The 23808-nt window shown below is 64.7% G+C and carries 25 protein-coding genes; 11 read left to right on the top strand and 14 right to left on the bottom strand.

From position 1 onward, the window contains the following. Positions 1-29: 29 nt before the first annotated feature. The 7 genes from JNO53_RS01865 to tgt all read left to right on the top strand — a co-directional run bounded on the left by JNO53_RS01865 (position 30) and on the right by tgt (position 6699). Complete coding sequence (locus JNO53_RS01865; protein WP_203107115.1) at positions 30-779, top strand: peptidylprolyl isomerase; 750 nt, start codon at positions 30-32, stop codon at positions 777-779. 65 nt (positions 780-844) lie between these two features. After that, positions 845-1873, top strand: coding sequence for a tRNA preQ1(34) S-adenosylmethionine ribosyltransferase-isomerase QueA (queA, locus tag JNO53_RS01860; protein WP_203107114.1), 1029 nt, complete (start codon positions 845-847; stop codon positions 1871-1873). 311 nt (positions 1874-2184) lie between these two features. Further along, a complete protein-coding gene (locus JNO53_RS01855) occupies positions 2185-2496 on the top strand; it encodes an MliC family protein (protein ID WP_203107113.1) in 312 nt (103 codons plus the stop codon). Positions 2497-2766: 270 nt separating this feature from the next. Further along, a complete protein-coding gene (locus JNO53_RS01850) occupies positions 2767-3711 on the top strand; it encodes an ABC transporter ATP-binding protein (protein ID WP_443111156.1) in 945 nt (314 codons plus the stop codon). Further along, entirely contained in the window at positions 3708-4472 is a 765-nt protein-coding gene (locus tag JNO53_RS01845) for an ABC transporter permease (RefSeq protein WP_203107111.1), read from the top strand. The genes JNO53_RS01850 and JNO53_RS01845 overlap by 4 nt, the downstream gene beginning before the upstream one ends. A 122-nt stretch (positions 4473-4594) precedes the next feature. Then, positions 4595-5569 (top strand): DUF481 domain-containing protein, encoded by a 975-nt coding sequence (locus JNO53_RS01840; protein WP_203107110.1) that lies wholly within the window; start codon positions 4595-4597, stop codon positions 5567-5569. Continuing rightward, positions 5569-6699: a tRNA guanosine(34) transglycosylase Tgt gene (tgt, locus tag JNO53_RS01835; protein WP_203107109.1), complete on the top strand. Its 1131-nt coding sequence runs from the start codon at positions 5569-5571 to the stop codon at positions 6697-6699. The genes JNO53_RS01840 and tgt overlap by 1 nt, the downstream gene beginning before the upstream one ends. On the opposite strand, the gene JNO53_RS01830 is transcribed toward tgt, so the two are convergent. Beyond that, a complete protein-coding gene (locus JNO53_RS01830; RefSeq protein WP_203107108.1) occupies positions 6684-6866 on the bottom strand; it encodes a hypothetical protein in 183 nt (60 codons plus the stop codon). The genes tgt and JNO53_RS01830 overlap by 16 nt on opposite strands. Positions 6867-6985: 119 nt before the next feature. After that, positions 6986-7600 (bottom strand): 30S ribosomal protein S4, encoded by a 615-nt coding sequence (gene rpsD, locus JNO53_RS01825; RefSeq protein ID WP_203107107.1) that lies wholly within the window; start codon positions 7598-7600, stop codon positions 6986-6988. Positions 7601-7807: 207 nt separating this feature from the next. Here rpsD and JNO53_RS01820 point away from each other — a divergent pair, with 207 nt between their 5' ends. Next, entirely contained in the window at positions 7808-8119 is a 312-nt protein-coding gene (locus tag JNO53_RS01820) for a chorismate mutase (protein WP_203107106.1), read from the top strand. Here JNO53_RS01820 and JNO53_RS01815 read toward each other — a convergent pair. From JNO53_RS01815 to JNO53_RS01780, 8 genes are all read right to left on the bottom strand, one after another. Then, on the bottom strand, positions 8116-9258 hold the full coding sequence (locus JNO53_RS01815; RefSeq protein ID WP_203107105.1) for a TrmH family RNA methyltransferase: 1143 nt from the start codon (positions 9256-9258) through the stop codon (positions 8116-8118). The two genes, JNO53_RS01820 and JNO53_RS01815, sit on opposite strands and share 4 nt — an antisense overlap. Then, positions 9251-9715 carry a transcriptional regulator NrdR gene (gene nrdR / locus JNO53_RS01810; RefSeq protein ID WP_203107104.1) on the bottom strand — a complete coding sequence of 155 codons (465 nt, stop codon included), beginning with the start codon at positions 9713-9715 and terminating at the stop codon, positions 9251-9253. The genes JNO53_RS01815 and nrdR overlap by 8 nt, the downstream gene beginning before the upstream one ends. A gap of 6 nt (positions 9716-9721) precedes the next feature. Continuing rightward, positions 9722-11032 carry a serine hydroxymethyltransferase gene (glyA, locus tag JNO53_RS01805; protein WP_203107103.1) on the bottom strand — a complete coding sequence of 437 codons (1311 nt, stop codon included), beginning with the start codon at positions 11030-11032 and terminating at the stop codon, positions 9722-9724. An 8-nt stretch (positions 11033-11040) separates the two neighbouring features. Then, positions 11041-11478, bottom strand: coding sequence for a ribose 5-phosphate isomerase B (gene rpiB, locus JNO53_RS01800; protein ID WP_203107102.1), 438 nt, complete (start codon positions 11476-11478; stop codon positions 11041-11043). A gap of 226 nt (positions 11479-11704) precedes the next feature. Continuing rightward, complete coding sequence (gene rpoD, locus JNO53_RS01795) at positions 11705-13738, bottom strand: RNA polymerase sigma factor RpoD (RefSeq protein ID WP_203107101.1); 2034 nt, start codon at positions 13736-13738, stop codon at positions 11705-11707. A gap of 10 nt (positions 13739-13748) precedes the next feature. Beyond that, positions 13749-15614: a DNA primase gene (gene dnaG / locus JNO53_RS01790; protein WP_203107100.1), complete on the bottom strand. Its 1866-nt coding sequence runs from the start codon at positions 15612-15614 to the stop codon at positions 13749-13751. Positions 15615-15668: 54 nt separating this feature from the next. Continuing rightward, on the bottom strand, positions 15669-16058 hold the full coding sequence (locus JNO53_RS01785; RefSeq protein WP_203107099.1) for an endonuclease domain-containing protein: 390 nt from the start codon (positions 16056-16058) through the stop codon (positions 15669-15671). 47 nt (positions 16059-16105) lie between these two features. Then, the gene (locus tag JNO53_RS01780) at positions 16106-16558 is read right to left on the bottom strand and encodes a GatB/YqeY domain-containing protein (protein WP_203107098.1); all 453 of its coding nucleotides are present in this window, start codon (positions 16556-16558) and stop codon (positions 16106-16108) included. Positions 16559-16701: 143 nt separating this feature from the next. On the opposite strand from JNO53_RS01780, the gene carA reads away from it, so the two are divergent. The 3 genes from carA to greA all read left to right on the top strand — a co-directional run bounded on the left by carA (position 16702) and on the right by greA (position 22177). Further along, positions 16702-17865, top strand: coding sequence for a glutamine-hydrolyzing carbamoyl-phosphate synthase small subunit (carA, locus tag JNO53_RS01775; protein ID WP_203107097.1), 1164 nt, complete (start codon positions 16702-16704; stop codon positions 17863-17865). Between the two features lie 403 nt (positions 17866-18268). After that, positions 18269-21592 carry a carbamoyl-phosphate synthase large subunit gene (gene carB / locus JNO53_RS01770; RefSeq protein ID WP_203107096.1) on the top strand — a complete coding sequence of 1108 codons (3324 nt, stop codon included), beginning with the start codon at positions 18269-18271 and terminating at the stop codon, positions 21590-21592. Positions 21593-21700: 108 nt separating this feature from the next. After that, complete coding sequence (gene greA / locus JNO53_RS01765) at positions 21701-22177, top strand: transcription elongation factor GreA (protein ID WP_119512289.1); 477 nt, start codon at positions 21701-21703, stop codon at positions 22175-22177. A 42-nt stretch (positions 22178-22219) separates the two neighbouring features. Here the strand turns inward: greA and JNO53_RS01760 are convergent, their stop codons facing one another. The 4 genes from JNO53_RS01760 to JNO53_RS01745 all read right to left on the bottom strand — a co-directional run bounded on the left by JNO53_RS01760 (position 22220) and on the right by JNO53_RS01745 (position 23795). Then, positions 22220-22450, bottom strand: a complete 231-nt coding sequence (locus JNO53_RS01760) for a DUF4170 domain-containing protein (RefSeq protein ID WP_203107095.1) — start codon at positions 22448-22450, stop codon at positions 22220-22222. A 96-nt stretch (positions 22451-22546) separates the two neighbouring features. Next, positions 22547-23041 (bottom strand): hypothetical protein, encoded by a 495-nt coding sequence (locus JNO53_RS01755; protein WP_203107094.1) that lies wholly within the window; start codon positions 23039-23041, stop codon positions 22547-22549. Positions 23042-23085: 44 nt separating this feature from the next. Further along, a complete protein-coding gene (locus JNO53_RS01750) occupies positions 23086-23400 on the bottom strand; it encodes a hypothetical protein (protein ID WP_203107093.1) in 315 nt (104 codons plus the stop codon). After that, positions 23397-23795 carry a phage holin family protein gene (locus tag JNO53_RS01745; RefSeq protein WP_203107092.1) on the bottom strand — a complete coding sequence of 133 codons (399 nt, stop codon included), beginning with the start codon at positions 23793-23795 and terminating at the stop codon, positions 23397-23399. Before JNO53_RS01745 ends, JNO53_RS01750 begins: the two co-directional genes overlap by 4 nt. Between the last annotated feature and the right edge of the window lie 13 nt (positions 23796-23808).

Here is a 23808-nt window from a genome sequence, read left to right as displayed (position 1 = left end):
GCCGAAGCTGCCTGAAAGACGGAATACTCATGATCAGACGCCTGATTGCCGCCGGCGCCTTGCTGTCGCTCATTGCCGCCCCCACCGCCGCCGCCGCGCAGGACGACGAGGACGCGCTGGAGGACTCCGCAGCCGCAATGGAGGAGGATGCGACCGCACAAGCCGCGGCCGCGCCGATCTACGCGCCGATCAACTACAATATTCAGGAAGACCGGGAGAACATCCTCCTGCTCGACCTCTCGACCGGACAGCGCGTTGCGATCCGTCTTATGCCGAGCTGGGCCCCGAACCATGTCGAGCGGATCAAGACGCTCGCCCGGCAGGGCTTCTACGACGGGGTGATCTTTCACCGCGTGATCGACGGCTTCATGGCGCAGACGGGCGACCCGACGGGCACGGGGCAGGGCGGCTCCCAGCTCCCCGATCTGGAGGAAGAGTTTAATCCGATGCCGCACTTGCGCGGCACGGTCTCGATGGCGCGCGCGCAGTCGGAAAACAGCGCGAACAGCCAGTTCTTCATTGTCTTCTACCCGCGCTTCAGCCTGGACAAGCGGTATACCAACTTCGGCCGCGTGATCTCCGGCATGGAGGCGGTCGATGCGATCACGCGCGGCGAACCGCCGGCTAATCCGACCAAGATCCTCCAGGCCTCGATTGCTGCCGACAACAAGCCGCAGCGCATGCCGCTCCCGGCCGCGCCGCAGCCTCAGGAGATCACCGCCGACATGCTGAACGCGCCGACGAGCGAAGCGCCGGCGGGCGCGCCGGTCGAGGAATAGCAACCGGTATTTTGCGCCGCTCTTCGCGGGGTGACGAAGCGCGATCGCCGGTCTAAGCGCGCGCCATGCGTGTCGACCTCTTCGATTTCGAGCTTCCCCAGGATCTGATCGCACTGCGCCCGGCGGTGCCGCGCGATTCTGCGCGCATGCTGGTCGTGCGCGGTGAGGGCGCCTTCGCCGACCGCGCGGTGCGCGATCTGCCCGACTTGCTCGAGCCGGGTGACGTGCTCGTGTTCAATGACACACGCGTCATTCCCGCACAGCTCGAGGGGCGCCGTGGCGAGGCACGGATCGGCGCGACGCTGCACAAGCGGATCGACCTCAGGCGCTGGCAGGCCTTTGTGCGCAACGCCAAGCGGCTGCGCGAGGGCGACCGGATAGAGTTCGGTGCGGACGTGACCGCGATCGCGGAGGTACGACACGACGACGGCAGCTTCACCCTCGCATTCGACGGCGAGGAACCGGTCGAGGTGCTTCTGGAACGCGCAGGCCGCATGCCGCTGCCGCCCTATATCGCACAGCGCCGCGAGACCGACGAACGCGATCGGGCGGACTACCAAACCATGTTCGCCGCGCGCGACGGCGCCGTGGCAGCGCCCACCGCGGCGCTCCATTTCACGCCCGACCTGCTTGCCCGCCTCGAACAGCGCGGCATCGTTACGGAGACGCTCACGCTGCATGTCGGCGCGGGCACCTTCCTGCCGGTCAAGGCCGAGGATACCGACGAGCACCGGATGCACGCGGAATGGGGACGGATCGACGCGGTCATCGCAGATCGGCTCAACGCCGCACGGCAAAGCGGCCGGCGTGTGATCGCCGTCGGCACGACCAGCTTGCGCCTGTTGGAGAGCGCAGCGGGAGAGGACGGGACGATCCACGCTTTCGAAGGCGACACGGCGATCTTCATCACTCCCGGCTACACCTTTCGTGCGATCGACGGTCTGATGACCAACTTCCACCTGCCGAAATCGACCCTGTTCATGCTGGTGAGCGCTCTGATGGGGCGGGAGCGGATGCAGGCGGTCTATGCCCACGCGATCAAGGAAAAATACCGTTTCTACAGCTACGGAGATTCCTCGCTGCTGCTGCCGTGATCTCGCCGTTCGGTGCTTCTGAAGCATAGGCAATCGGGACCGGATCGTAGTCGAGACCTCTCTGTTCTGCCGGACATCCCGCTATTGCAGGCCCGCTGTTTCTATGTGACATTCGGGCCCAGGCAGGTGAATCCTTGGATGGGAGGGCCTCGCGATGCCGGTTCTTCACGCTCTGAAGATGCCTGCCGGATTGGCGATCGTTGCCCTTGCGCTTGCGCCCTCTCGATCGCGCCACCCGATACTCGGCAACATCTCGCGCGGACGCTTGTCGTCCTGCCGATCTAGCCGTTCGGGTTATTGAGGAAAGATCGATGACCAAGACGATCCTGATGGCTGCCGTGATGATCACCGTCGCGGGCTGCACTTCGGTTCCCCGCAACACGGGCACGAGCTATGTGTGCGACCGCGGCACAAAGCTGAAGGTCGATTATGTCGGCGATGGCGCGATCGTCCGTATCAGTGGGCGCCAGACGGCGGTGTTGCGTCAGACCTCGTCGAGCCGCGGAGAGATTTACGAAAACAAGGTTGGAGTGCGGCTGCAACGCAGCGGCAACACTGTGATCTGGAACACCGCCGCGCGTTCCGCGCCCGAACAGTGCCGTGTCGTCAACACGCCGCTCTGACGGGCTGGTACCCTTACTGGTTTCTTGATCCCAATACCCTGATCAACATCGGCTTGTTGGTCGCCGCCTTCGTCGCGGTTGCGCTCATGCTCATCGCCATCGATCGTTGGATGGGCCGGGCATAACCGCGTCGATCGACAGGAGTTGGGCGGGAGGGCATGTGTGCTGCGCCGCCGCAGGCGCCTGTTTTGCAGGCGGCCCGCCAGACGCGCATCATTAACACTTGGCAAGTGCAGCCGTTGCGGCAATGTTCCGCCGCCCATGGAACCGATTCCCCAACCCATTCTCGACATCCGCGGGCTGACCAAGGTCTATCCCGGCGGGCTCAAGGCGCTCGACAGCGTCGATCTTGAAATCCGCAAGGGCGAGATCTTCGCGCTGCTCGGGCCCAACGGTGCGGGCAAGACGACGCTGATCGGGGCTGTCTGCGGCATGGTCCGCGTCAGTTCCGGCACGATCAATGCGTTCGGTGAAGACCTGGCGCGTCACTGGCGCAGCGCACGCCAGCGGATCGGGCTGGTTCCGCAGGAACTCGGCTTCGACATGTTCGATACGGTCGAGCGCCAGGTCGGCTATTCGCGCGGTCTGTTCGGCCGCGCGCCCGATGCGAACCGGATCGAGGAAGTGCTGCGCTCCCTGAGTCTGTGGGACAAGCGCGGCGAGGAAATCCGCAAGCTTTCGGGCGGGATGAAGCGCCGCGTGCTGATCGCCAAGGCGCTCGCGCACGATCCCGAACTGCTGTTTCTCGACGAACCGACCGCCGGTGTGGACGTGGAACTGCGGCGCGACATGTGGCGCCAGATCGGCGCGCTGCGCGAGCAGGGCGTCACCGTCATCCTCACCACGCACTATCTCGAGGAAGCCGAGGAAATGGCCGATCGCGTCGGCGTGATCGACAAGGGCCGCGTGCTGCTGGTCGACGAGAAAGATGCGATGATGAGGCGTCTCGGCCGGACCGAGGCGCATTTCGCCCTCGCTGCGCAACTGCCCGAGCTTCCGGCCGTGCTGCGCGACTATCCCGTCACGCTCTCCGACGACGGGCGCACGCTCTGCTACCGCGGCGGCGACGGGACCGGGAAGGGCAAGGCGGAAGTCGCAGCGGTGGCGACCGCCCTCGTTCAAAGCGGCATCGTATTCACCGCGCTGGACCAGAAGGAATCGAGCCTGGAAGACATCTTCGTCGATCTGGTCGAGCGGCAGGGGCTGGCAGCATGATCAACTGGCGTTCCACTCTCGCGATCTACCGCAACGAGCTGTCCCGCTTCCGCCGCACGGTGTTCGGCTCGATCGTCTCGCCGGTGCTGACGACGAGCCTCTACTTCATCGTCTTCGGCGCCGCGATCGGCGGGCGCATCAACGAAGTCGGCGGGGTCGATTACGGCGCGTTCATCGTGCCCGGACTGCTGATGCTGACGCTGCTGTCTGAGAGTACCAGCAATGCCAGCTTCGGTATCTACATGCCCAAGTTCACCGGCGCGATCTACGAACTGCTATCCGCCCCCGTGGGGGTTGCCGAGACGCTGCTCGGCTTCGTCGGCGCGGCAGCGACCAAGAGCCTGATCCTCGCTGCGATCATCCTCACCACCGCGATGCTGTTCGTCGACTACACGATCGCGCATCCGCTGTTCGCGCTGGTCTACATCATGCTCGTGGCGGCGAGCTTCTCGCTGCTCGGCTTCATTCTCGGGGTTTGGGCCGAAGGTTTCGAGAAGCTGCAGATGGTCCCGCTGCTGATCCTGACCCCGCTGACCTTCCTCGGCGGTACGTTCTACTCGATCGACATGCTGCCGAGCCCGTGGGACAAGATCGCGCTGGCTAACCCGATCGTCTATCTGGTCAACGGGTTGCGCTGGACGTTTTACGGCCAGTCCGACGTGTCGATCGGGGTTTCGCTCGGCCTGACGCTGGCGTTCCTCGCAATCTGCGTGGCAGTCATCGCAGTGATCTTCCGCACGGGCTGGCGCCTCCGGTCCTGACGCGCTAACCCGATCTGGCGATGTTCCAACGATCTTCTCTTTGTGTCGCGGCGGGGTTCGCCGCCGTCGTTCTCGCGTCTCCCCCGGCGGTGGGCCAGACCATGGAAACTCGGAACGACGGGATGGCGATCGTGCCCGTGGAATCGACCCCGCTGCCCGTGGGTGAAATCCAGCCCGTCGTCGATGCGCCGCCTACCGCCGAGGAGGTTTCGAACATCCCCGGCGGCGTACGCGCGATGATCAACGCCGCGATGAAGACGAACGACAAGGGCAAGATCGAAACCGTGCTCGCTCTCGCGCGCCAGGCCGCTCCTCACGGAGAGGAAGAAGTCAAAGCGATCGAGACGGCTTGGCGAGCGGACGTTGCCGAGAAGGCGAGGCTCGCGCGCGAGGCGGAGACGAACAAGATTCGCCAGGCTGGTCTGTTCGAGCTGTGGAGCGGGGAGGGCCAGCTCGGCGGCTTCCAGGCCAGCGGCAACAGCAACAATATCGGCCTGTCCGCGGGTCTCAATCTCAAGCGCCAGGGGTTGGACTGGAGTCACTCCCTGCGCGCGACGGCCGACTACCAGCGCTCCAACGGCGTGACGAGCCGCGAACAGTTCCTGTTCGCCTACGAACCGCGTTACCAGGTCAAGGACGAGTTGTTCGTCTACGGTCTCGCCCAGTACGAGCGCAACAAGCTGCAGGGCTTTACGGGCCGGTACGCCATCTCGGGAGGGATCGGCTATCAGATCGCGAACAGCGGAGACCTCAAGTTGGCGGTCAAGGCAGGCCCGGCACTGAGGATCACGAACTTCACCGTTGAGGAGGATGAGACGCGCCTGGCCGCGCTGTTCGGGTTTGATTTCGACTGGAAGATCGCCGAGCGGCTCTCGTTCACCCAGGACGCGAACATGGTGACCGAAACCGGCGGTCAGGCGACGGTCATCGTCGATTCATCCCGCACGACGCTCAATCTGATCAGCGGGCTCGACGCGAAAGTCAGCGACCGGCTGCGCTCGCGCATCACTTATGCAGTGGATTATGACAGCAAGCCGCCGGAAGGCAAAGTCTCGACCGACACGGTCACGCGCCTGACGCTCGTCTACGACTTCTGATGTCCGGTCCCCGGTTCGATTTCCGCGTCGACGCCGTCGACGGCAACGCGCGTACCGGCCGTATCGCCATGCGACGCGGCGAGATTCGCACGCCCGCGTTCATGCCGGTCGGCACCGCGGCGACGGTCAAGGCGATGAAGCCGGAGACCGTGCGGGCGACCGGCGCCGACATCATCCTCGGCAACACCTATCACCTGATGCTGCGCCCGGGTGCGGAGCGGGTCGTGCGGCTCGGCGGGCTGCACGCCTTCATGAACTGGCAGCGACCGATCCTGACCGACAGTGGCGGCTATCAGGTCATGAGCCTCTCGGACCTGCGCAAACTGACCGAGCAGGGAGTGGAGTTCCGCAGTCATATCGACGGTTCGAGACACATGCTCACGCCCGAACGGTCGATGGAAATCCAGCGCCTGCTGGGCTCGGACATCGTGATGGCGTTCGACGAGTGCCCGCGGATCGATCGGCCCTATGACGAGATCGCCGCCTCGATGGAGCTTTCGATGCGCTGGGCGAAGCGCAGCCGCGACGCCTTCGATGCCGGCGGCGAGCACGCCGCGGGCGCGGCCCTGTTCGGCATCCAGCAGGGTGCGCTCGATCCGGAACTCCGCCGCCGATCGGCCGAGGCGCTGACCGAGATCGGCTTCGATGGATACGCGGTCGGCGGCCTGGCCGTGGGCGAGGGGCAGGAAGCGATGTTCGCCACGCTCAACTTCGCGCCGGACATGTTGCCCGCCGACCGGCCTCGCTATCTTATGGGCGTCGGCAAGCCCGACGATCTCGTCGGGGCGGTCGAGCGGGGGATCGACATGTTCGATTGCGTCCTGCCGACCCGCTCCGGCCGCAACGGACAGGCGTTCACCTGGAATGGCCCGCTCAACCTTCGAAACGCGCGCCACGCGGAGGACACCGACCCGCTCGATCCGCGCTGCACCTGCTCCGTCTGCGGAACCTATTCGCGCGCCTACCTCCACCACCTGCAAAAGGCCGGCGAGATCCTGGGGGCCATGCTCGTCACCGAGCATAACCTCGCGTTCTACCAGCAACTGATGCAGGCGATGCGCGAAGCGATCGGGGCAGGGCGTTTTGGAGCCTTCGCTGCAGACTTCCGGCGGGACTATTTCGCCGACTGATCCGGAGGCTCGGCCGCTTCCAGGCTGGTGCCGGGATAGGCCACGAAGCGGCCCGTAAGCCGTTCCAGGAAACCCGCGCCGATCGAGTTGGCGAAGAGCTGTGCCTGCCTGAGATCGGGGTACCACTTGCCCTTGCGGTGAGGGGTTACGAAACGGTATTTCGTCATAGCTCAGGGGAAAATCGCAAACTTGCGACTGGTTCCTAAGCTTCTGTAATCTTGCGACGAATAGAAAAAAGGCGGCCCCGCGGGACCGCCTTTTTCTCGTTCCGTAGTCGGAAGCCGGATCAGCGCGAGTAGAACTCGACGACCAGGTTCGGTTCCATCGTCACCGGGTAAGGCACCTCGTCCAGCGTGGGCACGCGGGTGTAGGTGACCTTGTCGGTGCCGTCGGGCGCGACGTAGTCGGGGATGTCACGCTCGGCCAGGCTCTGCGCCTCGATCACCAGCGCCATTTCCTTGGCCTTGTCGCCCAGGCTGATGACGTCGCCAATGTTGATGCGGCGGCTCGCGATGTTGCACTTCACGCCGTTCACGCGGATGTGCCCGTGGTTGACGATCTGGCGCGCGGCGAAGATCGTCGGCGCGAACTTGGCGCGATAGACGACCATGTCCAGACGGCGCTCGAGCAGACCGATCAGGTTCTGGCTCGTGTCGCCCTTCATGCTGGACGCTTCCTGGTAGGTGCGCTTGAACTGCTTCTCGGTGACGTCGCCGTAGTAGCCCTTGAGCTTCTGCTTGGCGCGGAGCTGCAGGCCGTAGTCGCTCATCTTGCCCTTGCGGCGCTGGCCATGCTGGCCGGGGCCGTAGGAACGCTTGTTGACCGGGGAATTCGGACGACCCCAGATGTTTTCGCCCATCCGGCGGTCAAGTTTGTGCTTGGCGCTCTTGCGCTTCGACATAAGTCGTGTCCTTCGATTTGCTGTCGCTACCCCAGCGGTAGCGCTTGAACCCGGCATCGCCCGCCCGACCCATTCGCCAGGCGCGGCCACCGCTTCACCGGGATGCGGGACCAAATTCGCGAAGGCGCGCGTCTAGCAGGATTGCGCGGTGCGTCAAGCACGCGATGGGCGCTCGACAAACCCAGCCGCTCGGGGCAGGGCGCAGGTATGACCGACGACTTCAAACTGCCCGACGATTGCACCGACATGCGCGAGGTGCGGATCGGCGTCGACGCGACCGATCGTGAACTGATAGCGCTGCTCGACCGCCGTTTCGGCTATATGCGCGCCGCCGCCCGGATCAAGCAATCGCGCGACACCGTGCGCGATGAAGCCCGCAAGGTGGCGGTGATCGGCGCGGTTGCTGGCGATGCAGCCTCCCGCGGCCTTCCTCGTGAAAAAATTGCCGAACTCTGGGATCTTCTGGTCGAAACCTCGATCGCTTACGAACTCGAGGAATGGGACCGGCTGCGGCGTTAGGTGCGCTCGCCCCGAGGAGGTTTTGCGAGGCTCGACAACACTCCGCGCATCGTTCGTACCTCCAGATGGTTCCAGCCCGGCTTGGTCAGCATCGTCCGCAAGGTTCGCCGCGTTGCCGCGGCTCGGCTTTCCGGCAGGAAATAGCCCCGCGGCTCGAGCATGGTTTCGAGCTGGCGCATCATCCCCTCCAGTTCTTCCTGGGGTGCCGGCGGGAGCAGGTCCTCCCCTGTGGGCTGCACCAGCGTGCCGCCGTCCCACTGGGTCTTCGACCATTCGTAAGCGCACAGGATCACCGCCTGGGCGAGGTTGAGCGAGCCGAACTCGGGATTGATCGGCACCGTCACGATCGCGCGGGCGAGGGCGACATCGTCGGTTTCGAGGCCGGAGCGCTCGGGCCCGAACACGATCGCGGAGCGCCCCTGCGCGCTGGCAATTTCAGTCGCCGCCTTTTCCGGCGTTACCACGGGCTTCGTCACACCCCTCTTGCGAACGGTGGTCGCATAGACGTGTGCGCAGTCGGCGACAGCGTCGGCCAGCGTTTGGTGAACGGTGGCGTTTTCCAGCACGTGGTCCGCGCCGGAGGCTGCCGGCCCCGCGCTGGGATTGGGCCACCCGTCGCGCGGGGCCACGAGCCGCATTTCGGTCAGCCCGAAATTGAGCATGGCCCGCGCTGCCTTGCCGATGTTCTCCCCAAGCTGGGGGCGGACGAGGACGATGACGGGCCCTTCGAGACACGCCTTCGATGCGCCCGCTGACGCGGGCTTGCTCAGTCGCTCCTCAGGATGAGCGGATTTTTTTTTATCCCGCTCATCCTGAGGAGAGGCTGAGCTTGTCGAAGCCTCGTCTCGAAGGGATCTGCGGCTAGGGGCGAGTCGGCTTACGAGATGCCAGTCGCCTGCAACCAGAGCTTCCTTCTTTGCCCTCGACCAGCCCTTGAGTTGCCGTTCGGCATCGAAGGCTTCATCCCGCGTGGGAAAGTCCGTCGACCACACCAACGTTACCGGTCGCCGCTTTGCAGTATATCCGCCCAGCGTCCCCTCGGCGTGCTGCGCCATCCGCGCTTCAAGATCATCGGTATGCCCGGCATAGTAGCTGCCATCCGCACACCGCAGCATATAGGTCCAGAACGGCTCAGCCATCGCCGCCCGCATCCCGCACGGTGCTGGCGAATTCCTCGAAGTCCTTTGCCTCGCTGAAGTCGCGATAGACGCTGGCGAAGCGGATGTAGGCGACGCTGTCGATCTGGCGCAGGCCGTCCATCACCAGTTCGCCGATGCGGGCGGAGGGGACTTCGCTGTCGCCCGCCGTCTCCACCTGGCGCTGGATGCCGGAGATGAGCTGGTCGATCCGCTCCTGCTCGATCCCGCGCTTGCGGCAGGCGAGTGCGACCGACTGCTCGAGCTTCGATCGGTCGAAAGCTTCGCGGCGATCGCCCGATTTGATGATCGTCACTTCGCGCAGTTGCACGCGTTCGAACGTAGTGAACCGTGCGCCGCAGCTCGTGCACTGGCGGCGGCGACGGATCGCGGTGCCGTCTTCGGTGGGGCGGCTATCCTTTACCTGGCTGTCGTCATGCGCGCAGAAGGGGCATCGCATCGCGCATCACATTCCCGGATAGACGGGGAAAGCGTCGCACAGCTCGTTCACCTTGCCGCGCACGCGCTCCTCGATCTGCGCGTCGCCGTCGGGCCCGTTCTTGGCGAGGCCGTCCACCACCTCGGCGATCAGCGCGCCGACCTTGCGGAATTCGGCCGGGCCGAAGCCGCGCGTTGTGCCCGCGGGCGTGCCGAGGCGGACACCGCTGGTTACGAAGGGGCTGCGCGTGTCGAACGGAATGCCGTTCTTGTTACAGGTGAGCCAGGCCCGGTCGAGGCCTTTCTCGGCCGCTTTACCGGTCACGTCCTTGGCGGTCAGGTCGACCAGCATCAGGTGGTTGTCGGTGCCGCCCGAGACGATGCGCAGACCGTTTTCTTCGAGGCTAGCGGCCAGTGCCTTGGCATTCTCGACCACGCGCGCGGCATAGCTCTTGAACTCGGGCCGCAGCGCTTCACGGAAGGCGACCGCCTTCGCGGTGACGACATGCATCAAGGGGCCACCCTGCATGCCGGGGAATACCGCGCTGTTGACCTTTTTCGCGATGTCCTCGTCGTTCGTGAGGATCACGCCCGAGCGGGGGCCGCGAAGGCTCTTGTGCGTGGTGGTCGTCGCGACATGGGCGTGCGGGAAGGGGGAGGGGTGCGCACCTCCGGCGACGAGACCGGCGAAGTGCGACATGTCCACCATCAGGTAGGCGCCCACGGCGTCCGCGATCTCGCGGAACTTCGCGAAATCCCACTGGCGCGAATAGGCGGTGCCGCCGGCGATGATGAGCTTGGGCTTGTGCTCCTGCGCGAGCCGCTCGACCTGCTCCATGTCGAGCAGTTCGTCGTCCTTGCGCACGCCGTAGGGCACGACGTTGAACCACTTGCCGCTCATGTTCACCGGCGACCCGTGTGTCAGGTGCCCGCCCGAGTTGAGGTCGAGCCCCATGAAAGTATCACCCGGCTCCAGCAGCGCGAGGAACACCGCTTGGTTCATCTGGCTGCCGCTGTTGGGCTGGACGTTGGCGAAATCGCACCCGAAGAGCTGCTTCGCGCGCTCGATCGCCAGCGTTTCTACCACGTCGGCATAATCGCAACCGCCGTAGTAGCGCTTGCCCGGATAGCCCTCGGCATATTTGTTGGTGAAGACGCTGCCGGTCGCCTCCAGCACCGCGCGGCTGGCGATGTTTTCGCTCGCGATCAGTTCGATCTTGTTGCGCTGGCGCTTGAGCTCGTTCTGGACCGCCTCGGCGATCTCCGGATCGGCTTCGGCGAGCGTATCGGTCCAGAAACGGCGCATGATGTCGGCGGTGGCGGCTTCGGCGGTGCTCATGAAATTCCTCAGCAACTGGGGTTCGATAGCTTGTCGACGCGGCGCTGATGGCGGCCGCCGCCGAATTCGGTTCCGAGAAAGGCGGCAACGCAGGCCTTGGCCATCTCGATACCGATCAGCCGTGCCCCGATGGCGAGGCAGTTGGCGTTGTTGTGTTCGCGCGCGAGACTGGCGGAGAGCGGCTCGGACACCAGCGCGCAGCGCACGGCCGGGTTGCGGTTCACGGCGATCGAGATGCCGATCCCCGATCCGCACAGCGCGATCCCGTGCTCGGCGGTTCCTTCCGCGACAACGGCTGCGAGCTTGTAGCCAAAGTCGGGATAGTCGACGCTGTCGTGACTGTCGGGGCCGAGATCGGCGACTTCATGGCCTTCCTCGATCAGCCACTCGCGCAGGGCGGCTTTCATCTCGATGGCAGCATGGTCGGAGGCAATGGCGATACGCATGGCGTCCCCATAGTGATTCGCGGGCCATGTCGCCACCGCAAACCGGCCTTGTCCCCGGCAAGGCTCGCTTGCTGGCGCCGCACGGGCCACTGAAGCAAAAGCCCCGGCGCCATTCGGCACCGGGGCTCCTGATAGCTTCTCCTGAGAGAAACTTCATATCCAGTCGATTTTTACATCGTCTGGACTTCAATAACGACTGACCGAGCGAACGGTTCCCGTACCCGGATCACTGATCCAGGAAGCTGCGCATCTTGCGGCTGCGGCTCGGGTGCTTGAGCTTGCGCAGCGCCTTGGCCTCGATCTGACGGATGCGTTCGCGGGTCACCGAGAACTGCTGGCCGACTTCCTCCAGCGTGTGATCGGTGTTCATGCCGATGCCGAAGCGCATGCGCAGCACGCGTTCCTCGCGCGGGGTGAGGCTGGCGAGGACGCGGGTGACCGTTTCCTTGAGGTTCGCCTGGATCGCGGCATCCACGGGAATGATCGCGTTCTTGTCCTCGATAAAATCGCCGAGGTGCGAATCCTCCTCGTCGCCGATCGGCGTTTCGAGGGAGATCGGCTCCTTGGCGATCTTCATCACCTTGCGGACCTTCTCGAGTGGCATGCTGAGGCGCTCGGCCATTTCCTCGGGCGTGGGCTCGCGGCCCTGCTCGTGGAGGAACTGGCGGCTGGTGCGCACCAGCTTGTTGATCGTCTCGATCATGTGCACCGGGATGCGGATCGTGCGCGCCTGGTCGGCGATCGAACGGGTGATCGCCTGGCGGATCCACCAGGTGGCGTAAGTGCTGAACTTGTAGCCGCGGCGGTACTCGAACTTGTCGACCGCCTTCATCAGGCCGATGTTCCCTTCCTGGATCAGGTCGAGGAACTGCAAGCCGCGGTTGGTGTACTTCTTGGCGATCGAGATCACGAGGCGCAGGTTCGCCTCGACCATTTCCTTCTTGGCAATGCGCGCCTCGCGCTCGCCTTTCTGGACCATGTTCACGATCCGCCGGAATTCCTCCAGGCTCATGCCCGTCTGGCTGGCGATGTCGGAGATCTCGGCACGGATGCGCTCGACCGCGTCGGCCTCCTTCTCGGCGAAGGCGGCCCACTTCTTGTCCTTCTTCACGCGCGCGGCCAGCCAGCTGTCGTCCAGCTCGTTGCCGATATAGGCCTGGAGGAAGTCGGCGCGCTTGATCTTGTGCCGCTCGGCCAGGCGCAACATCTGCCCGCCAAGCGCGGTCAGCCGGCGGTTGAAGGCGTAGAGATTGTCGACCAGGAACTCGATCTTGGTCGCGTGGAACTGCACGCTCTCGACTTCGGCCGTGAGCTGTTCGCGCAGATCTTCGTACTTCTTTTCCTTCGCCGCCGGGAACTCCTCACCGCGGCCAAGCACGTCGACGCGCTCGGCCTGGAGCTTCTCGAACTTCTTGAAGAGATCTGTGATGCGGGCGAAGCGTTCGAGCGCGTCGGGCTTCAGCGCGGCTTCCATCTGCGCGAGGGACATGGTGTTGTCTTCCTCGTCATCCTCCTCGCGCCGGCGCGAGCTGCCGCCTTCCTCATCGTCCTCGTCGCCGTCTTCTTCGTCCTCGACATCATCGTCGTCGCGGATCGAAGGGCCGGCAGTCTCCTCCGAGATCTCGCCGTCGTCGTCCTCGGCGCCTTCCTCCATCTTATCGGCCGGCGGTTCCTTCGAGAGCATGGCATCGAGATCGAGGATCTCGCGGAGCTGCATTTCCTCGTTGTTGAGCGCTTCCGACCACTGGATGATGGCATGGAAGGTGATCGGGCTTTCGCACAGCCCGATGATCATCGTGTCCCGGCCCGCCTCGATCCGCTTGGCGATGGCGATCTCGCCCTCGCGGCTGAGCAGCTCGACCGCACCCATCTCGCGCAGGTACATGCGCACGGGGTCGTCGGTGCGATCGGAAGTGGTGGTCTTCTTGGCAGCAGCGGGAGCGGCCTTCTTCGCCGCCTTGGGCTCGTCGCCGTCATCGTCGTCGCCGCCGATTTCCTCGACTTCGTCGCTCTCGGCATCTGCTTCGCCGTCGGCTTCCTCGTCGTTCTCGACGATATTGACGCCCATTTCGGAGATCGCGGACATCACATCCTCAATCTGGTCCGTGCTCATCTGATCTTCGGGCAGCGCCTCGTTGAGCTCGTCTACGGTCACGTAGCCGCGCTTCTTCGCCCTGGCGATGAGCTTCTTGATCGATGCTTCGTTGAGGTCGATCAGCGGTGCGTCGTCCTTCTCGGAATTCTTCGACGTGGTTGCCATGGAGGTGCGTTCAGTCCGTTTCTGCGCCGTTGGCGGACCCTGTCTCCCGCCGGCGCGTTGAATCAGTTTGGGCCGCCGAAGCAGCCCTTCGGCTTGCCATTTGCCCGAGTCGTCGCTCGAATTCCAGCTTTCGTTTGAGCAGCCTCTGCTGCTCGGCGAAAGCTCCTTCAGGGTCGGCTTCGAATCGCGCAGTGGCTGCGGAAAGCGCAGCTTCCAGCGCGGGCCTTTCGACCAGCAACGCTACGGCTTCGGCCAACTGTTCGCGCGCGTCTTGCGGATCGATGCCTTCATTGAGGAAGGCGAAACGGGTGTTATCCGGCGGCGCGACGGGACCGTCGAGCGACGATATGGGGAAAATCTCTCCCGGTTCAAGCATTTCCACCGCTTCGAGTATCGCATCGACCAGCGGGCCCGACTTAGCGTCCATCTGTGCGAAGCGTCCGAGCTGCTCCGCGTGGCGCAGCGCCTCCTCTGGAAAACGGACCAATCCGGCGATCACCGCGGAGACGAGCTGGTCGCGCGAACCCTCCCGCGCTCCGCGCAGTCGCCGCGCGGCGTCGGGTGAAAGCCTCGGTGCCGCCGGCTTGCGCCAGTCGCCCCGTGCGCGTTCACGGCGCGGGAAGGCGAAGGCGGAGAAGCGCTCCAGCAAGTCGCGCTTGTAGAGGGCGCGGATATCCGGATGCTCGATTTTCTCCACGTGATCGATCAGGCGCTGCTTGAGGCCGGCCTTGTCCTCGGGTGTGTTCAGCGGCTGCGCGGCGCGTTCGAACTCCCACAACGTGTCGAGCAGAGTGGCCGGTTCGGCGAGCAACTTCTCCATCGCGCCTTTACCCTTAGCGCGCAGCAGGTCGTCGGGATCGAGCCCGGAGGGGAGGCGCACGATCGCCAGCGAATGGGCCGGGCGGAGCAGGGGCAGGGCACGTTCGATCGCGCGCATGGCGGCGCGCTGGCCGGCAGCATCGCCGTCGAAGCACAGGATCGGCGTCTCGACCATGCGCCAGAGCAGTTCGATCTGCCGCTCGGTCAGCGCGGTACCGAGCGGCGCCACCGCATCCTCGAATCCGTGCGCGGCAAGCGCGATCACGTCCATGTAGCCTTCGACGACGATCATCCGCCCCGTCTGCCGCGAGGCGGGACCCGCGCGGTGCAGGTTGTAGAGCGTGCGGCCCTTGTCGAACAAGGGCGTGTCGGGCGAATTGAGGTACTTGGGTGCGTTGGTGTCCGCCTCGAGGATGCGCCCGCCGAACGCGATCACCCTCCCGCGCGCGTCATGGATAGGCAGCATCAGGCGATTGCGAAAGCGGTCGTAGGGCTCGCGTTCCTCGACCGCAATTCTCAGGCCCGCCTCGATCAGCAGCTTTTCGTCAAATCCCGAAAGGGCGACTTTGAGCGCCTGCCGCTCGTTCGGCGCGAACCCGAAGCCGAAGCGTTCGACGGTGCGCGCGTTAAATCCACGCGTTTGCAGATAGTCGCGCGCTCTGGCGCCTCCGGGCCCTTCGAGGGCTGCGACGAACCAGTCCTGTGCTGCCTGGGTCACGTCGTGCAGACCCGCCCGTTCTTCCGCCCGCTGCGCCGCGCGCGGGTCGGGCGCGGGGACTTCCAATCCCGCTTCGGCCGCAAGTTCCTTAACCGCGTCCATGAAGGAAAGGCCGCGCTGGTCGGTCATCCAGCGGATCACGTCGCCATGTGCGCCGCAGCCGAAGCAGTGGTAGAACCCCTTCTCGTCGCTGACGGTGAAGCTGGGCGTCTTCTCGTTATGGAACGGGCAGCACGCCTTCCACTCCCGCCCCGCGCGCTGGAGCTTGGTCGTGCGCATGATGACGCTCGAAAGCGTCACCCGCGCACGCAGTTCGTCCAGCCATTGGGGGGAGAGCACTCTACTCCCCTCCCGCTCGCGGGAGGGGCTGGGGGAGGGCATGCCGAACAACGCTCACCAGTCGCTGCCCCGAGGCTTGGACATATCGCGCGTTCCCAGTTCGGCGAGCACACGCTCGATCTCGTGGATCACACCTTCGAGGTTGTTCAGCACATCGTTGTTCCAGAAGCGGAGGACGCGGTAGCCGCGCGCCTCGATATAGCATGTCCGGGCCGAGTCGTACGAAGAGGCCGTGGCATGCTGTCCGCCATCGACCTCTATGATCAATCCCTTCGATCGAGCGGCAAAGTCGCAGATGTAAGGGCCCACGGGATATTGCCGGTTGAAGCGGACACCGGCGACTTGTTTTGAGCGCAAGCAGGACCAGAGTTTGGTTTCGGCGTCGGTGGGATTGACGCGCAGTTCGCGCGAGCGGCTAGTCGGTCGTATGTAACCTTTGTCCAAACAGGCCCTCCCCCAACCCCTCCCGCAAGCGGGAGGGGTGTTTTGTCTCAGCTCAGCGCTTCCTTCACCCAGCCGCTGGCCTTGCTCATGTCGAGCACGGCGCCATGTCGGGCTTTCAGTTCGGCCATGACGCGGCCCATGTCCTTGATCGAGGAGGCGCCGAGGCCACTCTTCACGTCCTCGATCGCCGCGCGGGTGGCCGCCTCGTCCATCATCTGGGGCAGGAATTCCTCGATCACGGCGAGCTCGTCGCGCTCCTGCTGCGCGAGTTCCTCGCGGCCGCCTTCCTCATACATCTGGATCGATTCGCGGCGCTGCTTGGCCATCTTCTGCAGCACTTCGGTCACCAGATCGTCGTCGTTCACTTCCTTGGCGGAAGTGCGCATCTCGATATCGCGATCCTTAATCCTGGCGGAGATCAGGCGCAGCGCGGCGGTGCGCGGCTTGTCGCCCGCCTTCATCGCCTGGACGGTGGCTTGCTTGATATCGTCGCGGATCATGGGTGCTCTTTCTGTGGAAGGGTTTTGCCAGGCGGGGCATTTAACCCGATAAATCGCAATTGGACAGGTTGACGGGCACGCCCCCGGGGCCTAGCGGCAACGACTTAGCGACATCGCCGGAAACACCTGACTCGGAGCGCCACATGGCAGACCCCGCAAACTCTCGCGCGCAACCCAGCGGCGCGACGGGAGTCCTCGTGCTGGCCGACGGAACGGTCATTTGGGGCCATGGCTTCGGCGCCGTCGGCAGTGCAGTGGGCGAGGTATGTTTCAATACCGCGATGACCGGCTATCAGGAGGTGATGACCGATCCGTCGTATGCCGGCCAGATCGTCACGTTCACCTTTCCGCACATCGGCAACGTCGGCGCGAACCCCGAGGACATCGAGTCGAAGGTGGAAGGCGCGGTCGGCTGCGTGGTGCGGGAAGAGGTCACTCCGCATTCAAGCTTTCGCGCCCGCGAAGAGTTCGGGGAGTGGCTTGCCGCGATGGGCAAGATCGGCCTGTCCGGCGTCGATACGCGCGCGCTAACCCGCCGTATCCGCCTGAACGGTGCGCCCAATGCCGTGATCGCGCACGATCCGAAGGGCGCCTTCGATATTCCCGCGCTGCTCAAACGCGCGCAGGACTGGCCGGGACTGGAGGGCATGGACCTCGCCCAGCGTGTCAGCCGCGAGAAGCACGAGAGCTGGGAAGGGGGCTACTGGCGCCTAGGCACCGGCTACGGCCGCGCGCCCCGCGATGCGAAACCGCACGTGGTTGCGGTCGACTACGGCAGCAAGGACAACATCTTCCGCAACCTGGTGAAGGCGGGAGCGCGGGTGACGGTGGTTCCGGCGCAAACCACGCTCGACGAGATCCTGGCGCTCCAGCCCGACGGCGTGTTCCTCTCCAACGGCCCCGGCGATCCGGCGGCGACCGGGGAGTACGCGGTGCCGACGATCAAGGCGCTGCTGGAGCGCGACATGCCGATCTTCGGCATCTGCCTCGGCCACCAGATGCTCGGCCTCGCCGCCGGCGCCAAGACCGCCAAGATGCACCAGGGCCATCGCGGCGCGAACCACCCGGTCAAGCGACTGGAAGACGGCGTGGTCGAGATCACCAGCATGAACCACGGCTTCGCGGTCGATAATGCGACGCTGCCCGAGGGGGTGGAGGAAACCCACGTCTCGCTGTTCGACGGCTCCAACTGCGGCATCGCGATCCGCGGGAAGAAGGCGTTCGGGGTGCAGTATCATCCCGAGGCGAGCCCGGGGCCGCAGGACAGCTTCTATCTGTTCGAGAAGTTCGTGGGGATGTTGGGGTGAGGCGGATCAAGTTGACTTGGTTTGCGTGGGGTGCTGGCACTTCTGCTCTCTTTGCACTCTTTGCGTGGTGGTATTTGAAGCCCGAAGTGCTTGAGGAGGACTGGACTGCAAACATTGTTTTGGTCGAGCCTACTTCATCGGTCGCGGGCATGAGCAAAGAACAATCGGACTTCAATATGATTGCAGATGAGACGGGGAAAATTCTTCGCGATTGCGGCGCGCGAATTTTTGAGACGACGTTTCTAGCTGACGATCATCTCCCAACGGCAAGTTTGCCAATCATTGTCGAAAACTACGATTCCTTAGAGTGCGTTATCAAGACGAGTGAAGGGCGGAACATTGGGTATCGCGTTGAGGTTCACTCGGGATCACGGATAGCGGATCACATGAGGTCAACGAATTAATGCCCAAACGCACTGACATCTCCTCGATCCTCGTTATCGGCGCCGGGCCGATCGTTATCGGCCAGGCTTGCGAGTTCGATTATTCGGGCACGCAGGCGATCAAGGCGTTGAAGGAGGAGGGCTATCGGGTGGTCCTCGTCAACTCCAACCCCGCGACGATCATGACCGATCCCGAGTTCGCCGACGCGACTTACGTCGAGCCGATCACGCCCGAGATCGTAGAGAAGATCATCGCCAAGGAGCGGCCCGACGCACTGCTGCCGACGATGGGCGGCCAGACGGCGCTCAACTGCGCACTGGCGCTGTTCAATGACGGCACGCTGGAGAAGTACGGCGTCCAGATGATCGGCGCCGATGCCGATGCGATCGACAAGGCGGAGAACCGCCAGCGATTCCGCGAGGCGATGGACAAGATCGGGCTCGAAAGCGCCCGCAGCGGCGTCGCGAACACGCTGGACGAGGCATTCGCGGTGCTGGAGACGACCGGCCTGCCGTCGATCATCCGCCCGAGCTTCACGCTCGGCGGCACCGGCGGCGGCATCGCCTATAACAAGGCCGAATTCGAGCGGATCGTGCGCGAGGGGCTCGACGCCTCGCCGACCACCGAGGTCCTGATCGAGGAATCGCTGCTCGGGTGGAAGGAATACGAGATGGAAGTCGTGCGCGACCGCGCCGACAATGCCATCATCATCTGCTCGATCGAGAACGTCGATCCGATGGGCGTCCACACCGGGGACTCGATCACCGTCGCCCCGGCGCTGACGCTGACCGACAAGGAATACCAGATCATGCGCAGCGCCAGCATCGCTGTGCTGCGCGAGATCGGCGTCGAGACGGGTGGGTCGAACGTCCAGTTCGCGGTCAACCCGAAGGACGGGCGCCTGATCGTGATCGAGATGAACCCGCGCGTATCGCGTTCCTCGGCGCTCGCCTCGAAGGCGACCGGTTTCCCGATCGCGCGCGTCGCGGCCAAGCTCGCGGTCGGCTACACGCTCGACGAGATCACCAACGAGATCACCGGCGCGACCCCGGCCGCGTTCGAGCCGACGATCGACTACGTCGTCACCAAGATCCCGCGCTTCGCGTTCGAGAAGTTCAAGGGCGCCAAGACCGAACTCTCGACGGCGATGAAGTCGGTGGGCGAGGTTATGGCGATCGGGCGCAACTTCCAGGAATCTGTCCAGAAAGCGCTGCGCGGGCTCGAAACCGGGCTCGACGGGTTCAACCGCGTGCTCGAGCTGGAAGGCGCGGATCGCGAAACGATCACGACCGCGCTCAGCCGCCGCACCGACGACCGGCTGCTCAAGACCGCGCAAGCGATGCGCGAGGGCTTCACGATCGAGGATATCCAGGCGATCACCGGTTACGACCCGTGGTTCCTGCGCCAGATCGCGGACATCGTCGCCGCCGAGAAGGAGGTGAGCGAGAACGGTCTGCCGAACGACGCCGAGGGGCTGCGACGGCTCAAGGCGATGGGCTTCTCCGATCGCCGCCTCGCCACGCTGGCGGTGCGTTCGGTCGGCGTTGCCGGTGGGCTTGCCGAGACCCAGGCACGCCATTCGGGCCTGCTGCACGATACGCTGCGCGCCATGGCCGGCGCCACGAGCGAGGAAGAAGTGCGCAAGCTGCGCCACAAGCTCGGCGTGCTGCCAGTGTTCAAGCGGATCGACAGTTGCGCTGCCGAGTTCGAGGCGATCACGCCCTATATGTATTCGACCTACGAGGCACCGAGCTTCGGTGAGCCCGAGGACGAGGCCATGCCGAGCGACCGGCGCAAGATCGTGATCCTTGGCGGCGGACCGAACCGGATCGGGCAGGGAATCGAGTTCGACTATTGCTGCGTCCACGCCTGCTTCGCACTGGCCGAAGCCGGGTTCGAGACGATCATGGTCAACTGTAACCCGGAGACGGTGAGCACCGACTACGACACCTCCGACAGGCTCTATTTCGAGCCGCTGACGGCGGAGGACGTGCTGGAAATCCTGCGCGTCGAGCAGCAGGCGGGTGAACTGGTCGGCGTGATCGTCCAGTTGGGCGGTCAAACCCCTCTCAAGCTGGCGCAGGCGCTGGAGGACGAGGGCATTCCGATCCTCGGCACCAGTCCTGACGCGATCGACTTGGCCGAAGACCGCGAGCGCTTCGCCAAGCTGGTCAACCAGCTCAAGCTCAAGCAGCCGATGAACGGCATCGCCAAGAGCCGTGACGAGGCGGCCGCGGTCGCCGCGCGGATCGGCTATCCGGTTCTGCTGCGCCCGAGCTATGTGCTCGGCGGGCGGGCGATGGAGATCGTCGATTCCGAAGCGCAGCTCGACAACTACATCGCAACTGCGGTGCATGTGTCCGGCGACAGTCCGGTACTGGTCGACCAGTATTTGCGCGACGCGATCGAGTGCGACGTCGATGCGCTCAGCGACGGGCAGGAGGTGCGCGTCGCGGGTGTGATGCAGCACATCGAAGAGGCGGGCGTGCACTCGGGCGACAGCGCATCGACGCTGCCGCCTTATTCGCTCCCGGCCGAGATCGTCGAGGAAATGGAGCGTCAGACCGAAGCGTTGGCCAAGGCGCTCGGCGTTCGCGGGCTGATGAACGTGCAGTTCGCCGTCAAGGACGGCGAGATCTATCTGATCGAAGTCAACCCGCGCGCGAGCCGCACGGTCCCCTTCGTCGCCAAGGCGATCGGCCAGCCGGTCGCCAAGATCGCGGCCCGGGTGATGGCAGGCGAGCCGCTCTCGGCTTTCCCGCCGTTCCGGCGCGATCTCGACTACATGGCCGTCAAGGAAGCGGTATTCCCCTTCACGCGCTTCCCCGGGTCGGACCCGGTGCTGACGCCGGAGATGCGGTCGACGGGCGAGGTCATGGGGATCGATCGCGACTTCCCGGCTGCCTTCTTCAAGTCGCAGCTCGGCGCAGGGGCGGCGCTGCCGGCTGGCGGCGTGCTGTTCGTCTCGGTCAAGGACAGCGACAAGGCGATGATCCTGCCGGCGGTGCAGACGCTGATCGAGCAGGGCTTCAAGGTGATCGCGACCGCCGGCACGCAGGCCTATCTCGCCGAGCATGGTTTGCCGGTCGAGCGTGTCAACAAGGTCGCGCAGGGCCAGCCCCACATCGTCGACCGGATGATCGACGGCGAGATCGCTCTGGTCTTCAACACGACCGAGGGCTGGCAGAGCCTGATCGATTCCAAATCGATCCGCGCCACGGCACTGGAGATGAAGATTCCCTACTACACGACCGGGGCGGCTTCGGTCGCCGCGGCCAAGGCGATCCGCGCGGTCAAGGCCAGCCAGCTTGAAGTGCGCCCGCTGCAGGCTTATTATAGCTGAAACAACCGCGGTTCCCTCTTCCGGACAATTCACCGTTCAATCGCCGCCTCCCGAGGGAGGGGCAGAACGGCGAATTGCCGTTGCAGGGCCGCCTGGAGGAAAGACGCGATGGCTACGATGGAAAAGGTTCCGATGCTGGCGGAGGGTTACGAGCGGCTGACGGCCGACCTCAAGACGCTGCGCGCGGAACGTCCGAAGATCGTCGACGCGATCGAGGAAGCGCGCGCGCACGGAGATCTCTCGGAGAACGCCGAATATCACGCCGCGAAGGAGCGGCAGGGACAGGTCGAGGCGCAGATCGCGGACATCGAAGACCGCGTCAGCCGCGCGCAGATCATCGATCCTTCGACGCTGTCGGGCGACAAGATCGTATTCGGCGCCACCGTCACCTTGCTCGACGATAATGACAAGCCTGTGAAATACCAGATCGTCGGCCAGACCGAAGCCGATGCGAACAAGGGGCGGATCTCCTACAACTCACCGCTCGGCCGCGCGCTGATCGGCAAGAGCGTGGGCGACGAGATCGAAGTCACCGTTCCCTCGGGCGACAAGTTCTACCTCGTCGACAAGATCGAATTCATCTGAACCCGAAAGTGAGCCCCCGCGAAAGCGGGGGCTGCAGTGGCATCACACCTCCGGCGTCAGCAGCCGGTGCAGGTGGACGACGACGTACTTCATTTCCGCATCGTCGACCGTGCGCTGTGCGTTCGAGCGCCAGGCATCGACGGCCGCGTCGTAGTCGCTGAAAACGCCCACCACGTGAATGCTTTCCGGGTCCTGGAACTCCAGGCTCCGCGGATCCTTGACGCGGCCGCCCATCACGAGGTGCAGCCGCTGCTTGGCTTCGGTTTCTTCCATGTCTTGTCTCTGGGGTCTTGGGGAGGACGGCGCGGCCATTAAAGCAAACGGCGCGGCAGGCAAGCCCGCCGCGCCGCGTGCATCGGACCAACCGGATCAATGCGCCATCCGCGCCCGCAGATCGCGAACCTTGCGGCCGGTTTTCTTGCCGACTTCGCGGGTCAGCCGCCGCGCACCTTCGCTGGCGGCGCTCCCTTGCAAGCTTGCCTTCCGGCGCAGATCGTGTGCGCTATCGCCGATCGCATCGCCGAAATCCTCGAGCCGGTCGCCGCCTGCGCGCGCGGCGGTGCCCAGGCTGTCGATGAGGCTGGCCCCGTAGGCAAGGCCGATCTCCGCCGCCATCGCCGCGAGCGCGGAGCCGCGCCGGGCCGCCTGCTTGCGCATCCGCCGGCCCGGACCGGGAAGCATGCTGGCAACGATCACCCCGATCGCGAGGCCGCCCACGACTGTCGCAACGGGATGATCCTTGACGAATGCGGTGGCCGTATCGCGCGCCTCGCGAGCGTAATCGCCCACGGTGCGATTGGCATGGCGTTGCTGGCCCGCCTCGATCCGGTTTTTCAGTTCTTCGCGCTTCTGATTGTCGGCCATCGCCTCGTCTCCGCTGGAATGGGGTTGTCGTGGATCGAACGGGCTCAATCGCGCTCGGGTTCCTCGGTTTCTTTATCCTCGCCGTCATCGTCGCCGAACAGTGCGAGGAGTGGGTTGCGCGTCAGCCAGAGCACCACCGCCGCGAGCAGCGTGAACAGGACGCCGCGATTGTTTTCAGCCACTTCCGCCGCCTCGTCGAGCACGTCGCTCGCCCCTTCGGCTACCCGGTCGAGGAAACGCGCGCCGATGCCCTTGGTCGTGAGGTCTACCCGGAGATGGGCAATGTCGGCCTTGACGAGTGCCCAGGCTGCATCGCGCAGTGCGCGGTCTTCGATCATCTTGCGCTCGGGATCGCTCATTGCCCGTCGCCCGTGAAACTGCTGCCCGCGTCCCTGAAGTGCGCCAGCGCCTTGCGGCCGATGACCACGCCGGCGATCAGCAGCACACCCGTGACGAGTGCGGTCGCGCCCCAGATGGTCAGAAGGGGGGCGAGTGCGATCACTGCGCCGACGACCAGGCCGATCAATGCGGTGTGGATGAGGGCGAAGGCGACCAGCCCATGGATGATGCCGCTCTTGCCCTCGTGCGCAACATAGATCGCGCGGCTCTTCTGAAAAGCCTTCTCCGCCTCGAAGTAGGTCTTCCCGTCGTCCAGCAGGGCGACGAGGTCGTCGGTCAACGAGGAGCCGGACCGGGGGGATTCCCCGGCGGGCTCCTCGTCGCCGTCCTGCGCGGGCAGGGGCTCGTCGTGCATGGATGCCACCGCG

Origin of the sequence: Altererythrobacter sp. C41 (genome assembly GCF_016803135.1) — a bacterium.
GTDB lineage: Bacteria > Pseudomonadota > Alphaproteobacteria > Sphingomonadales > Sphingomonadaceae > Pelagerythrobacter.
The sequence above is the reverse complement of the archived record's forward strand: the minus strand, read 5'-3'. Positions and strand labels throughout refer to the sequence as shown.

Bases quoted from the DNA above. Each gene is read 5' to 3' on its own strand.
- tgt (WP_203107109.1), top strand. From the start codon at position 5,569: ATGTCCGGTCCCCGGTTCGATTTCCGCGTCGACGCCGTCGACGGCAAC.
- JNO53_RS01855 (WP_203107113.1), top strand. From the start codon at position 2,185: ATGACCAAGACGATCCTGATGGCTGCCGTGATGATCACCGTCGCGGGC.
- greA (WP_119512289.1), top strand. From the start codon at position 21,701: ATGGCTACGATGGAAAAGGTTCCGATGCTGGCGGAGGGTTACGAGCGG.
- rpoD (WP_203107101.1), bottom strand. From the start codon at position 13,738: ATGGCAACCACGTCGAAGAATTCCGAGAAGGACGACGCACCGCTGATC.
- JNO53_RS01815 (WP_203107105.1), bottom strand. From the start codon at position 9,258: ATGGCTGAGCCGTTCTGGACCTATATGCTGCGGTGTGCGGATGGCAGC.
- JNO53_RS01750 (WP_203107093.1), bottom strand. From the start codon at position 23,400: ATGAGCGATCCCGAGCGCAAGATGATCGAAGACCGCGCACTGCGCGAT.
- JNO53_RS01820 (WP_203107106.1), top strand. From the start codon at position 7,808: ATGACCGACGACTTCAAACTGCCCGACGATTGCACCGACATGCGCGAG.
- JNO53_RS01840 (WP_203107110.1), top strand. From the start codon at position 4,595: ATGGCGATCGTGCCCGTGGAATCGACCCCGCTGCCCGTGGGTGAAATC.
- nrdR (WP_203107104.1), bottom strand. From the start codon at position 9,715: ATGCGATGCCCCTTCTGCGCGCATGACGACAGCCAGGTAAAGGATAGC.
- JNO53_RS01865 (WP_203107115.1), top strand. From the start codon at position 30: ATGATCAGACGCCTGATTGCCGCCGGCGCCTTGCTGTCGCTCATTGCC.
- rpiB (WP_203107102.1), bottom strand. From the start codon at position 11,478: ATGCGTATCGCCATTGCCTCCGACCATGCTGCCATCGAGATGAAAGCC.
- rpsD (WP_203107107.1), bottom strand. From the start codon at position 7,600: ATGTCGAAGCGCAAGAGCGCCAAGCACAAACTTGACCGCCGGATGGGC.
- carA (WP_203107097.1), top strand. From the start codon at position 16,702: ATGGCAGACCCCGCAAACTCTCGCGCGCAACCCAGCGGCGCGACGGGA.
- JNO53_RS01780 (WP_203107098.1), bottom strand. From the start codon at position 16,558: ATGATCCGCGACGATATCAAGCAAGCCACCGTCCAGGCGATGAAGGCG.
- queA (WP_203107114.1), top strand. From the start codon at position 845: ATGCGTGTCGACCTCTTCGATTTCGAGCTTCCCCAGGATCTGATCGCA.
- glyA (WP_203107103.1), bottom strand. From the start codon at position 11,032: ATGAGCACCGCCGAAGCCGCCACCGCCGACATCATGCGCCGTTTCTGG.
- JNO53_RS01745 (WP_203107092.1), bottom strand. From the start codon at position 23,795: ATGCACGACGAGCCCCTGCCCGCGCAGGACGGCGACGAGGAGCCCGCC.
- JNO53_RS01845 (WP_203107111.1), top strand. From the start codon at position 3,708: ATGATCAACTGGCGTTCCACTCTCGCGATCTACCGCAACGAGCTGTCC.
- JNO53_RS01830 (WP_203107108.1), bottom strand. From the start codon at position 6,866: ATGACGAAATACCGTTTCGTAACCCCTCACCGCAAGGGCAAGTGGTAC.
- carB (WP_203107096.1), top strand. From the start codon at position 18,269: ATGCCCAAACGCACTGACATCTCCTCGATCCTCGTTATCGGCGCCGGG.
- JNO53_RS01755 (WP_203107094.1), bottom strand. From the start codon at position 23,041: ATGGCCGACAATCAGAAGCGCGAAGAACTGAAAAACCGGATCGAGGCG.
- JNO53_RS01760 (WP_203107095.1), bottom strand. From the start codon at position 22,450: ATGGAAGAAACCGAAGCCAAGCAGCGGCTGCACCTCGTGATGGGCGGC.